General features: G+C 54.2%; 9 protein-coding genes. 2 read left to right on the forward strand and 7 right to left on the reverse strand.

Going from position 1 to position 11,964, the window contains the following annotated elements; genetic code table 11:
- Positions 1-117 precede the first annotated feature (117 nt).
- The 4 genes from glpK to C8R31_RS00100 all read right to left on the reverse strand — a co-directional run bounded on the left by glpK (position 118) and on the right by C8R31_RS00100 (position 5,357).
- Entirely contained in the window at positions 118-1,674 is a 1,557-nt protein-coding gene (glpK, locus tag C8R31_RS00085) for a glycerol kinase GlpK (protein ID WP_258192461.1), read from the reverse strand.
- Between the two features lie 558 nt (positions 1,675-2,232).
- Positions 2,233-2,820 carry a diguanylate cyclase gene (locus C8R31_RS00090; RefSeq protein WP_107692072.1) on the reverse strand — a complete coding sequence of 196 codons (588 nt, stop codon included), beginning with the start codon at positions 2,818-2,820 and terminating at the stop codon, positions 2,233-2,235.
- A 178-nt stretch (positions 2,821-2,998) separates the two neighbouring features.
- Positions 2,999-4,753: an ATP-dependent DNA helicase RecQ gene (locus C8R31_RS00095; protein ID WP_107692073.1), complete on the reverse strand. Its 1,755-nt coding sequence runs from the start codon at positions 4,751-4,753 to the stop codon at positions 2,999-3,001.
- A gap of 151 nt (positions 4,754-4,904) precedes the next feature.
- Positions 4,905-5,357, reverse strand: coding sequence for a host attachment protein (locus C8R31_RS00100; RefSeq protein WP_181320305.1), 453 nt, complete (start codon positions 5,355-5,357; stop codon positions 4,905-4,907).
- Between the two features lie 342 nt (positions 5,358-5,699).
- Between C8R31_RS00100 and C8R31_RS00105 the strand changes: the two genes are divergently transcribed.
- Positions 5,700-7,565, forward strand: coding sequence for a S9 family peptidase (locus C8R31_RS00105; RefSeq protein WP_107692075.1), 1,866 nt, complete (start codon positions 5,700-5,702; stop codon positions 7,563-7,565).
- Positions 7,566-7,586: 21 nt separating this feature from the next.
- On the opposite strand, the gene C8R31_RS00110 is transcribed toward C8R31_RS00105, so the two are convergent.
- Genes C8R31_RS00110 through C8R31_RS00120 form a run of 3 tightly spaced genes read right to left on the reverse strand, consistent with a single transcriptional unit; the run spans position 7,587 to position 9,451 of the window.
- Positions 7,587-8,408 carry a hypothetical protein gene (locus C8R31_RS00110; protein WP_107692076.1) on the reverse strand — a complete coding sequence of 274 codons (822 nt, stop codon included), beginning with the start codon at positions 8,406-8,408 and terminating at the stop codon, positions 7,587-7,589.
- A gap of 10 nt (positions 8,409-8,418) precedes the next feature.
- Positions 8,419-8,820 carry a biopolymer transporter ExbD gene (locus C8R31_RS00115; RefSeq protein ID WP_107692077.1) on the reverse strand — a complete coding sequence of 134 codons (402 nt, stop codon included), beginning with the start codon at positions 8,818-8,820 and terminating at the stop codon, positions 8,419-8,421.
- The gene (locus C8R31_RS00120; RefSeq protein ID WP_107692078.1) at positions 8,807-9,451 is read right to left on the reverse strand and encodes a MotA/TolQ/ExbB proton channel family protein; all 645 of its coding nucleotides are present in this window, start codon (positions 9,449-9,451) and stop codon (positions 8,807-8,809) included. Before C8R31_RS00120 ends, C8R31_RS00115 begins: the two co-directional genes overlap by 14 nt.
- A 497-nt stretch (positions 9,452-9,948) precedes the next feature.
- On the opposite strand from C8R31_RS00120, the gene C8R31_RS00125 reads away from it, so the two are divergent.
- The gene (locus C8R31_RS00125; protein ID WP_107692079.1) at positions 9,949-11,952 is read left to right on the forward strand and encodes a PAS domain-containing sensor histidine kinase; all 2,004 of its coding nucleotides are present in this window, start codon (positions 9,949-9,951) and stop codon (positions 11,950-11,952) included.
- Positions 11,953-11,964: the final 12 nt, after the last annotated feature.

The following is an 11,964-nucleotide window of genomic DNA, read 5'->3' on the forward strand; positions in this document are numbered from 1 at the left end:
TTCCAACATGCTTATCCGCGGAATGTAACGCCTCTTTGTGTCCGCACATGGATGATGACTGCATACGAGCGATATTTCTGTACGGCATTTCACAATCGTCGTGGTTGACAGAAGTAATCAGCGGTATTCACTTCGCGGCTTTTCCCCTTTATTCTCCCAATTTTTCGCGCGGCTCAGCGCTTCTTTCCAGCGCCCTCGGAGTTCGGCCACGCGGTCGAGCGGCATATGCGGATGGAAGACTTCCTCGATCTGCCAATGTGTCGCGATCGAATCGGTGTTTTGCCAAAAACCGACCGCGAGCCCGGCGAGATAAGCAGCCCCGAGCGCGGTCGTTTCGACCACGGCCGGTCGCACCACGGGCACGCCGAGAAGATCCGCCTGGAACTGCAATAATGGATCGCTACGGGACGCAGCCCCATCTACCCGCAGCTCCTTTAGCTGCGTGCCGGTGTCAGCGCGCATCGCATCCACCAGATCGGCCACCTGGAATGCAATACCTTCCAGCGCGGCCCGGGCCACATGCGCGGCGCTCGTGTCACGCGTGAGGCCGATCAACATACCGCGCGCATAAGGGTCCCAATGAGGCGCCCCTAATCCGGTGAACGCCGGCACCAGGACGACGCCGCCACTATCCGTCACTGATGCTGCAAGCACATCCATCTCCTGTGCGGAGCGGACGAGGCGGAGCCCGTCGCGCAGCCACTGCACGACGGCGCCGCCGACGAAGACGCTGCCCTCCAGCGCGAATTCCTGCTTTTCTCCGATTTTGCAAGCTGCCGTGGTGAGGAGGCGTTGCGTGGATGCAACCGCTTGCGTGCCGATATTCTGTAGCAGGAAACAGCCAGTGCCGTAAGTATTTTTCGCCAGTCCGGGCCGCACGCACATTTGCCCAAAAAGAGCCGCTTGCTGATCACCCGCCGCGCCAGCCACGGTCATATGCGAGAGGCCCGCGATAGCGTCGATTTCGCCATACACTTCGCTCGAAGAGCGCACCGTCGGCAGCATACTTTGCGGGATGCGGAAAAGTTCAAGCAGGCCCGGGTCCCATTTGCCACTATGGATGTTGAACAGCATCGTCCGGGATGCGTTGCTTGGGTCGGTCACATGTATTTTTTTGTTCCCCGTCAGCTTCCAGATGAGCCACGTGTCCACCGTCCCGCATATGAGCCTGCCTGCGTCCGCTTGCGCGCGCGCGCCTGCCACATTATCGAGAATCCAGGCGATCTTCGTCGCGGAAAAATATGGATCGAGGATCAGCCCGGTGAGTTGCTGAATGGCGCCCTCGTGTCCTGCATCGCGCAGCTTGTCGCACATCTGGGCAGTGCGCCGATCCTGCCAAACGATGGCGTTGTATACCGGATCGCCCGTCGCGCGATCCCACACGATGCTGGTCTCGCGCTGATTTGCGATGCCGACCCCAGCGACATCATGGGGCCGAATACCGGCATGATCGAGGGCTTTCTCCGCCACCGCTACCTGCGCCTGCAAGATTTCCTGGGGGTCGTGTTCAACCCAGCCCGGATGGGGAAAAATCTGCTGTATCTCCTTTTGAGCCAGACCGCAGATACGACCATCATAATCGAAGATAATGGCGCGCACGCTGGTGGTGCCCGCATCGAGAGCGAGGATATAAGACATGTGTCGAGCTAAGCTGCCAAATTCGGGTTCGGACATGCTAACACGCGGGTGCTGTCGGGTTAACAAAACAGGTCTTTCGCAGGAGTTGGCAGCGTTCCGCGCTTTTGCCGCTCTGGAATTAAACAGTACCGGTTAACGAAGAATTTCCGGCATAATTCACGGCCTGAATAGAAAAGCGCCGTTTCATGGCGAAGAGTATTTATGAAATTTCCCGTAATAGTTTCATTGATGATCTTATCGCTAACCGGTTGTGCGGGGTCGCGCGTGCAAGACCCGCCTTCAACGACATTAGCGGATGGAACAAGGCATTATTTCATTAAAACTAACTTCAAGCCTTGTCAATCGAGTCGAGACTGGGCGACGACAACATTGACCAGGCGCGCCAATGAGATCTGCAAATCAGGATATGTTCTCGTTAATGAGCAAACCCCTATTAATCTACTACCGCGCGGAACAGGGTTGGCAGAGCAGGAGCTCCAGTGGGAAATCAAATGTAAGAATCCTCCGCGTCCGAAATAGCTAATGGCTTAAGACAAATCAGCGATTTTGCTCGGCATCTGTGTTGGTCGCTCATCCGCGTTCGCGTCGCTCAGTTCACGGGTTTTTATTCGTTCGAGCTTTCGGTGGTACAAGCGCGCCGCGGTTCGCCCGTAGCCCGCGTAAGAACTCCTCGACGAAGGGAACGATTTCGAACAGGAAACCAGCGCCCAAAATGGAAAGCACATAGGTTGCGGGCAATGGCTCTTCCTTCCAGCGGAGTTCGAAGCGCGCAGTTTCCGGACCGAAGCCAAACAGTGCCTGAAACTGGCCCCAATGCAGTGAAATAACAAACAGGATCGCCATCAGCGGGAGCATCTCGAGGAAGCTGTGCACCTGCTGCTCGACCGGCGTCACCTCTCGCACTGTCACGGCATAACTGACGTCCCAAAGGGACGTGGCCTGATGGAGAACCAAGGCAACAATCATGAAGGCAATGATGCCCGCGTTTATCTGAAGGAAAATCGCGGCGAGCAGCGGCAGGCCAATTTCCGCAAACAGAAGCAGGTGGAGCATCGATTCCTTGGCACCACTTGTGGTCTCGATATGCGTGGCCCGGTGACAAAGCCAATCGGCGCAGCCGGCTAGCAGCCAAACCGGCAGGATGAAGTACATCAGTATGAGAACGGCCGGATCGTCGAGCATAATAATCTCCTTAATTCTTTGAGTGCAGCCGGGCCGCTCCGACACGGTGTGCGGCTGGCTGTATGTAGCCTCCCGACCGCCATGTCCTCTTCCTTTCAGACCGGGACGGGTTTAATGCGGGTAGCCGGCCGCAATCAGCGAGGATTCGCCAGGCGGAATGCACCTTTGATGAATCGACCTATGCTGATGTAGACCTTGGCGCAGGTGGACCATCATTCTCACCCTTGGCTCGGACCGGCTTCACGTAGCTTTCTAGAAATGTGCGCGTTCGGCTATCGGGAAAAACAATTGTTACCATGTCATCGGTGGTGCTGACGACCTGACCTTTTCCCACTCCCGGAACCTGAACCGCGGCCCCTGAGGGAAACAGGGGCCGCGGCGGCGCTTTTTTAACCGCCCGACTCTCGCGGCGGTTTTTAATAAGCGTGGGCGTAGGGCGGAGTCTTGTTTGTGGGGGGCTTAAACAGTTATCGCAATGTCCGCAGTGGTCCCATTCCATTTCCTCATGAAAATACTCCAACAGAACCTTCCATCGGCAAAATCCGCTTTGTGCATAAAATACCATCCGCTCAAGCGCGTGCCGGTCATGGGCGTGCTTCCTGCCTGAACTTTCCGCGAGTAGGATAAGTTCATTCGACTTCACATCTTTTTTTAGCAGGCGGTAACCGAGGCGATTGTCGCGCGCAAGGATGCCGCCGTCCTCGAGCAGCTTCAGTATCACCTGAAGGCCGGGAACAGAAAACCGCCCCACCGCTTTATGCAATTGCTTGAACTCCGCCACGACATTGTTCGTTAGAAGGCTTTGTATTTCCTTATAAACTTCATGCAGGTTCTCATAGCCTGGGTAATGGCGAGCCAGAAAGAATTGCTGGATACGCTTATCCTGCACGTCATAAAGCAGAGTGCATGCGGCAGCTTGGCCGTCGCGGCCGGCGCGCCCGGCTTCCTGATAATAGGACTCAAGACTTCCCGGTATCTGAAAGTGCACCACAAATCGGATATCGGGCTTGTCGATGCCCATGCCGAACGCGTTGGTTGCCACCATGATCCTGCTGCGTCCACCCATGAATTCTTCCTGATTGTTGCTGCGCACCTTTTTTGCCAGCCGTCCGTGGTAAAGCGTGACGCTGTGCCCTCCAGCCCGAAGCGCGACCATCAATTCTTCCACTGCTTTGACAGTGGCCGCATAAATTATCCCGCTGCCTTGGCTTTGCTGAACCAGATTATTCAGCTTGCTAAATTTTTCTTCCGCGTTGGTGACATGCAGCACACGGTAGCGCAGGTTCTGGCGATAGATGCCGGTATTGATGATGTGCATGGGGCCTCGTCCAAGCTGTCGCACAATATCGTCAATGACCTCTCGTGTAGCAGTGGCCGTCAAAGCGAGCACGGGCGGGTAACCAAGTGCGCTGATCGCGCCCCCCAGCCCGAGATAAGCCGGACGAAAGTCGTGCCCCCATTGGGAAATACAATGCGCCTCATCCACGACAAACAGGTTGATATTGATGCGCTGCAGATCGGCGATGAAGTCGGGGTCCGACAGGCGCTCGGGGGTGACGAATACGACATCGCTGCCAGCCCGGCGGATATGTCGCAACGTTTCCGACTCTTCCTGCGAATTTAGCGTACTGTTAACTAGTGCCGCATCAATCCCGACCTCCTCCAGTTTCTCAGCCTGATCCTTCATCAGCGAAATCAACGGAGATACGACAATGGCGGTGCCCGGCAGGTTTAGAGCAGGCAGCTGATAACAGAGCGATTTGCCGCTGCCAGTCGGCATCACTGCCAGCGTGTCGCGTCCCTTCAATACGCTCTGAATAACTTCTTTCTGGCCCGGCCTCAAGTGAGACAGCCCGAACACTTCCTGCAGGCTTTCTTCCAGGGTATCCTCGTCCGATGCGGAAGTGGCGGTATTTAAGGTTTCGGTTGTCATGATCCTGCCTATCGTTACGTTCAATCAAAGACACTGAGCCAGAGGGATGGCACCACAGGTGAGCTTTAGGGGGCGAGCATTAGCCCCGAGCTCAATCGTGCGAGATCATGGATGAGCGGAGCGTACCGGGATGCCGGTTAGGTTATTATGGTTATAAGATCCATATAGTTTCTTCTTTGACGTAACCCTCTACCTCCTGGGCAGAAAGAGTAGAGATGTCTTTCTGAAGTTCTCCGTGGACCATTTTTTTTACTTCATCCGCCAGGCTGGCGCGTATCAGCCCTAAAAATTTGGGCGGCGCAATAAGGTACAAGCGGTTGTAACTGTTTGCTTTGCGGGCGTCGTCGAGATATCGACCCAGGGTATGCGCGAACAAGTCGTTTTCATGCTCAACTGGGGACACCGCCGGCTCTGCGGTATGGCCCTGGTCTCGCTCGCCTTTTCCATAAAAGCGCCCGCGTCCGTCCGTGCGAAGCTCCTTACTGGTTGCCCGGCCTTCGGCATCCACCAAGTCTTCGACTTCCGTCAAGTGTTTCTCGCGCTCTTTTTTCTCGAAAATTCGGGCTCGGCTGCTGTCTGCAATCAAAATCCAGGTGATACGCATCGCTATTCCTCCAAGAAAAGACATCATAAAGCCCAATTTACACATATCAGGGGTAAGTTGACCGACTACCTCGCTGAAACCCCGATCCATGTTCCACGACCCAGTCAAAATCATTTCTTCACTGGGAAAATCCCGACGAGGCGTCTTGCTTCTGGCGGCCGGGACAATTCGTATGTCTCCCCGCCTCACACGTCGGTACACCTCCACTTATAACTGTCCGTTCCAGCGCATATCGAACGAAGCATATCGGCCCACTCTGGTTGCGACTGTGCGGAAACATACAGTTATGCGCAAGTTGATTAATTGTTATGATGCAGCTTACCTAACCTTGCCAAACATGAAATGAAGCGCTACACCATTGAACAATTCATGGCGACGACTTCCATGCTGGGGGCCTCGTTCAGCGCCGACGAGAAGCGTATTCTTTTCAGCAGCAATGCGACGGGCATTTTCAATGCCTATACACTGCTGGTAGATGGAAGCGCGCAGCAGCCTCTGACCCACTCTGCAGTTGATAGCCTTTTTTCGGTCAGCTTCTTTCCGCATGACGATCGAGTTCTTTTTACCAAGGATCGGGGTGGCAATGAAAACTTTCACCTTTTCGTGCTTGATCTGGACGGCACGGAGAGGGACTTGAGTCCGGGAGATGGGCTCAAGGCCCAATTCATGGGCTGGCGCCCGGATGGAAGCGCTTTTTACGTTTCAAGCAATGAGCGCGATCAACGATTTTTCGATTTGTACCGTTATGACGCTGAGAGCTACACCCGTACTTTACTTTATAAGAATGAGCAAGGGCTTGATCTGGGGCCCATCAGCCGGGACGAACGGTGGCTGGGGCTAAACAGGGCAAACACAACGTCGGACAGCGACATTTATCTATACGATATTTTAAAACAGGAGATCAAGCACCTGACCCCGCATGAGGGTGCGATTGCTTTTCGGGCGGAGACATTCGACCCTGCATCGCAAAAACTGTTTTTCCTGACCAACGAGGGAACCGAATTCAAGCAATTGTGCACCTATGACTTGTTCACCGGGGCGATGGCCGAACATGAATGCGCAGATTGGGACGTACTCAATACCTATTTCTCCTCGAATGGGAAGTTCCGCATAACCGGGGTCAATCAAGACGGAAGCGTCGTGATCCGGGTGGTGCAAATTGAGGACAAAGAGGAAGGGGTGCGAGAAACGCCGGTGCCGCTACCAGCGTTACCCGAGGGCGAAATACGGGGTGTCGTCTTTTCCCGGACTGGAGCCCGGATGGCTTTTTATGTGAATGGGGACCGTTCTCCCGATAACCTGTTTGTTCACGATTTCAACACCGGCTTCTACAAGCAGCTCACCCAGAGCATGAATAAGGAAATCGATCCCGCGGATCTGGTGGAGGCGAAAGTGGTGCGCTTCCGGTCGTTCGACGGGTTGGTGGTACCCTCCATCTATCACAAGCCCCAGGAGGCCTCGGCAAGCAACAAGGTGCCGGCGATTATTTATGTGCATGGCGGACCTGGCGGTCAAACCATGCGTGGATATAACGCCCAGATTCAATACCTGGCGAATCATGGCTATGCCGTATTGGGCATTAATAACCGCGGCAGTTCCGGCTATGGGAAAACTTTCTTTACAGCGGCTAACCGTAAACATGGGCGCGAGCCGTTGTGGGATTGCATAGAGGCCAAGACCTATCTCGCCAGCCTCGGTTACATCGATCACGAGCGCATCGGCATTATGGGCGCGAGCTACGGCGGGTATATGACGCTGTCAGCTCTGGCTTTTCGGCCCGAAGCGTTCAAGGTGGGTGTGGATATTTTCGGTGTCAGCAACTGGCTTCGAACGCTCGAAAGCATACCGCCCTACTGGGAATCGGTTCGCAAAGCGATTTACGATGAGATCGGGGATCCGGTCAACGATATCGATATCCTGGTTGCCACATCGCCGCTTTTTCATGCAAAGGAGATACGAAAGCCGTTGATGGTCATCCAGGGCGCCAACGACCCGCGGGTAGTCAAGGCCGAAAGCGATGAGATTGTCGAAGCCGTCCGGAAACATAATGTGCCAGTGGAATATATCGTCTTTCCCGATGAAGGCCACAGCTTCACCAAGAAAAAGAATCAGATCGAAGCCAATCGCCGAATACTTGAGTTTCTGGATAAGTATCTGAAAGGCGAAGAAATGAAGCTCGGAATGGGAGAAATAGGCAGAGTGCCCTGAAGATGTTGAACGGCGATTTGCTTATCTCGGCGGAGGAATGGAGGGATCATAGAAAAATTCCCGTATCAGAAAATCCTCCAAACCCTTGCTGTCTTCCGGGCGGGAGGAAAGGGTGACGACCCGGCCGAGACGGTAAGATTCCCAGTTAAAGTCGCCTTTATGGTATTCGCGGATCAGTTCGATCATCCTTCGCGCGACGGCGCGCTGAATGTCGACATCCGGTCCTGCGGTGACTTCAACCACTTCCCGCCTGGTATTGCTGCTATCCATTCTCCAGGCGCGAAATAAAAACTGGGCGCTGCGGGCTCCCATCCGCGTAATTTGAAAAATACCGCTTGCCCCCGGTTCACGCAGGTTGCGTTTGACATTAGCCATTCTGAGTTCTTCTTCAGACGGTTCGCGCTCCACATTTCTTGGTTCGGTAGGCTCATCTTCAAATATCCCCCCTGCGCGACGGCGCTCGCGCGCTTCGTTCATGTAAGCCGTCATATCCTTCGGCGCTTCCGGTTGTGCTCGCGCGGTTGTGGCCGGCGCTTCATCCTTGCGCGCGCCTTTTTTTTCCGGGAGGGGCTGCGCTGGTTTTGATTTTTGAGCACCCAGACGCGGCTGAGGCCTAGGGGGAGGCGGTGTTTTTGGGGCCTTCTGAGGGATAGTCACCGATTTTTGCTGCGGCTTTTCTTCAGGCAGTTCCACAAAGCTGGCTTCAATAGGCGCGGGGGGCGTCATCTCCACCTTCGGCGATGTGAGTAAAAAACCGAATGCCCAGATGATGACCAGCCAAATAATGGCCGCCAGTGGCATGGGCCACCAGACTCGAATTTCCTTCGATCTGGAATTGAGCATGCTCAGGAAATTATTTGTGTTTAACCGCGATCAAAAAGTGTTGCGCGCCGGCAGAGCGGGCACGCAACATGGCTTGAACCACCACGCCCTGCGGCGCATCGTTATCAGCCGAGACGATCAGTTTATGTTCCGAATCCTGAAGTAGCGGTTTGAGCGTTTCAGCGAGCGTCTCGAGTGTAACCGGTGTGCGATTAATGAAGATCTGGCTGTCGCTTGTCAGCGTCAACGTCACAGGGGTTTTGGCCGACAGCTTTTCGGCTTGCCCCTGAGGCAGATTCACTTGCAGGGAATCTAGGTTCTGCATGGATAACGAAGACAGCATGAAGGTCGCAAGCAGAAAGAACATGACGTCGATCATGGGGATGATTTCTATTCGCCCCTTGCGAAATTCCCGGGATCTACGAAGCTTCATGGTTACCCTCCTGGTCCAGGCGAATGTGGTCGATCAGGCGTGTGCCGAGGCGCTCCATCTCATCCATGGTCTGGGATTGCAAACGGGAGAAATAGTTGAAGCCGAACAGCGCAATTAGCGCGATCACCAGGCCGACGACTGTTGCAATAAGTGCTTCTGCCACTCCCCCGGTCACGGCGGTGGGATTGACGATACCCTCACCCCCGATTATTTTGAAAGCCTGCATCATGCCGACAACCGTACCCACGAGGCCGAGCAAGGGTGCAGCGGTAACGATCGTCTCCAGGACCCACAGCCTGCTCGCAAGCGACTTCTCGATCAGCTGAGCCTCATCGGCCGCTCGCGATTCGGTCCACCAGGACGGGCGGTGCCTATTGCTGATCACCACCTCGAAGAAGCGCTTGTAATAGTGACGCTCGTCGAGTCCGGACAGTATTTTTTCGAGGTCGTGCCATGCGAAGCCATAGGTCTCCACCAGGTTCAGCAGGTCGTGCGAGAGGCGGGCATAACGCCAATAGACAAATGCCTTCTCGATCATAATCGCCAACGCAATCACTGCCAGCAAAGACAACGGCAAAATGATAAAACCGCCGAGCTTCAAGGCGGTCCAGGTTGCTTGTAGTTCTTGCATGTTTATCTCCGAATGGGGCGGTATTAACCCCTTTGTTGTTTAAATCTCAGTAATAAGTCATCCCGGCAGCGGCTGTGCCGAAGCACAACGATCGTTCGGCAACGATGGTGTAGCTGAGCATTGCGGGCGCACTCTGCCGGAGCTACTTCAACCGTATCTCGGGGGAATTCATCCATCCTATCAAACCCCTGATCTCTTCCGCTGGGGTCTCAAAAGAATGTCCACGTAATGGACGACCGCAGGTCACTTTCCCTGTTTCAAGTGTGGAGGCGAGACACATGCCATCCTATTCTGTCGTCACCTGTAAAATCTTACAGCTATGCACATCGCTCATTTTAAGGTTTCATAGCTCCGTTATGCCGATAGCGAGCAATTGTTTTTCAACGGCAATGCAGAGCGCGGGCACGTTCCATGCCTGATCAATTTGAGACTCGGAATAATAGCAGTGATACGCATGATAAATTTGGGGCGCGAAGGGTAAAGCCCTCCGTTTTGTTATGAATTCTCGAGTCGAAAACCATACCGGAGGCGCATCTGACGCAAAAAAGGTAAAGGATGACGCCCAGCTTTTACAAAGCGGGGATACGGACGGCAGAGCTCACAGCATTCTTGAGCAGAGTTTGAATGAAATCTACCTTTTGGATGCCCAGACTCTGCGTTTTGAGTATGTAAATCGTGGTGCCCAGTGCAATCTTGGCTATGACATGGCCGCGCTGCGGATGATGACGCCGTTGGACCTCAAGCCCGAATTTGACGAAACATCATTCCGGGCGATGGTTAAACCGCTTCTGTGTGGTGAAAAGGAAGTCATTATTTTCGAAGCTTCGCACTTACGCGCAGACGGCACGCGTTATCCGGTCGAGGTTCACCTGCAGTTATCTACGCAACCGGGCCGCGCGGCATTTCTGGCAATCAGTCTGGATATCACCGCCCGCCGACGCGCCGAGTTGGCGTTGCAGGAGCGTGAGGAATGGTTTCACACCATGGTCAACACCATTCCGCAACTGGCATGGATCGCGAATCCTGATGGGTCACGATCCTGGTACAACCAGCGTTGGTACGATTACACCGGGGCAACACCGGAGGAAATGGAAGGCTGGGGTTGGCAAAAACTGCATGACCCCGAACTGCTGCCCGAGGTAATGGAACGCTGGAATAACGCGATTGCGTCGGAGCAGGTATTCGACATGGAATTTCCACTGCGAGGGGCCGATGGACAATTCCGTATCTTTTTAACGCGGGCGGAGCCGTTGAGAAACAGTGAAGGCCGTATAGTCAATTGGCTTGGAACCAACACGGACGTGCACGACCAGAGGCTCGCGGAACAGGCTAAACGCGAGACCGAGAGGCAACTTCAGGTTGTGATGGAGAACATGAGCGAGGGTCTCGTCGTGTCCGATTTCTCTCGCAGGCTGCTGCACTGGAATCGGGCAGCGCTCAAAATGCACGACATAACCAACGCGGACGAAGCGCTACGCGATATTGACAGTTTTGCGAAGATGTACGAGCTGTCGACACTCGATGGCTCCGTTCTGCCTGGCAAGTTATGGCCATTGATAAGAATTCTTCGGGGCGAGCAGCTTCAAGATCTGGAACTGAGGCTTCGACGCATAGGTACGGGTTGGGTGCGCGTCGTAAGCTATTCCGGCGCCATTTCGCACTACGGCGACGGCAAGGGGTTGGCGTTTCTAACCATTAAAGATATTACCGAGCGTAAGCAGGCAGAAGAAGCGCTGCGAGATGCGAAGATAAATCTTGAGTATAAGGTAAATGAACGTACTGCCCAGCTTGTTGCGAAGAGCAAGGAGCTGGAGAATTTTTGTTATTCCGTCTCTCATGATCTCCGGGCGCCGCTTCGAGGGATCGATGGGTACAGTCGCCTTTTGCTTGAAAGCTACCACGAACGTCTTGATGAGGAAGGGCGGAGTTTTTTAAAGAATATTCGCGCCGCGACGAAACACATGACAGACTTGATAGAAGATCTGCTCGCATATTCGAAGCTCGAACGGCGTATGGCATCTTCCACCCCTGTCAGACTCTCCACGTTTGTATCCAATCTCTTGGGCCAGTTCCAGAATGTTGTCGGTGACGCCCGTTTGACGGTCAAAGTCGACGATTTTCGTGTCAATGCTGACCCGGATGCGCTAGCGATCGCTTTGCGCAATCTGATCGATAACGCGCTCAAGTTCTCCAGACATGCCCCGCAACCAGTCATCGAAATTCTTGCTCAGGCCGGGGATGGCAATTGCACGATCTCTGTACGTGATAATGGAATCGGATTCGATATGCGTTTTTACGACAAGATTTTCGAAATTTTCCAACGCCTTCATCGCGTGGAGGACTACCCGGGTACCGGAATTGGCCTGGCTATGGTCCAGAAGGCCATGGAACGGATGGGTGGGCGAGTATGGGCGGAAAGTCAGCTTGGTGCCGGCGCGGTTTTTTTCCTCCAGCTGCCTTTATCCAGCCGGTCCCAGGAAACAGTTTCCCCGACCGATTAAAGTCTAGTGTGA

This window comes from Nitrosospira sp. Nsp2 (assembly GCF_003050965.1).
Classification (GTDB): Bacteria; Pseudomonadota; Gammaproteobacteria; order Burkholderiales; family Nitrosomonadaceae; genus Nitrosospira.

Excerpts from the sequence above, each read along its gene's own strand:
- C8R31_RS00100 (WP_181320305.1), bottom strand. The coding sequence starts at position 5,357 with ATGCGTATCACCTGGATTTTGATTGCAGACAGCAGCCGAGCCCGAATT.
- C8R31_RS00115 (WP_107692077.1), bottom strand. The coding sequence starts at position 8,820 with ATGAAGCTTCGTAGATCCCGGGAATTTCGCAAGGGGCGAATAGAAATC.
- C8R31_RS00105 (WP_107692075.1), top strand. The coding sequence starts at position 5,700 with ATGAAGCGCTACACCATTGAACAATTCATGGCGACGACTTCCATGCTG.
- C8R31_RS00110 (WP_107692076.1), bottom strand. The coding sequence starts at position 8,408 with ATGCTCAATTCCAGATCGAAGGAAATTCGAGTCTGGTGGCCCATGCCA.
- C8R31_RS00095 (WP_107692073.1), bottom strand. The coding sequence starts at position 4,753 with ATGACAACCGAAACCTTAAATACCGCCACTTCCGCATCGGACGAGGAT.
- glpK (WP_258192461.1), bottom strand. The coding sequence starts at position 1,674 with ATGTCCGAACCCGAATTTGGCAGCTTAGCTCGACACATGTCTTATATC.
- C8R31_RS00125 (WP_107692079.1), top strand. The coding sequence starts at position 9,949 with ATGAATTCTCGAGTCGAAAACCATACCGGAGGCGCATCTGACGCAAAA.
- C8R31_RS00120 (WP_107692078.1), bottom strand. The coding sequence starts at position 9,451 with ATGCAAGAACTACAAGCAACCTGGACCGCCTTGAAGCTCGGCGGTTTT.
- C8R31_RS00090 (WP_107692072.1), bottom strand. The coding sequence starts at position 2,820 with ATGCTCGACGATCCGGCCGTTCTCATACTGATGTACTTCATCCTGCCG.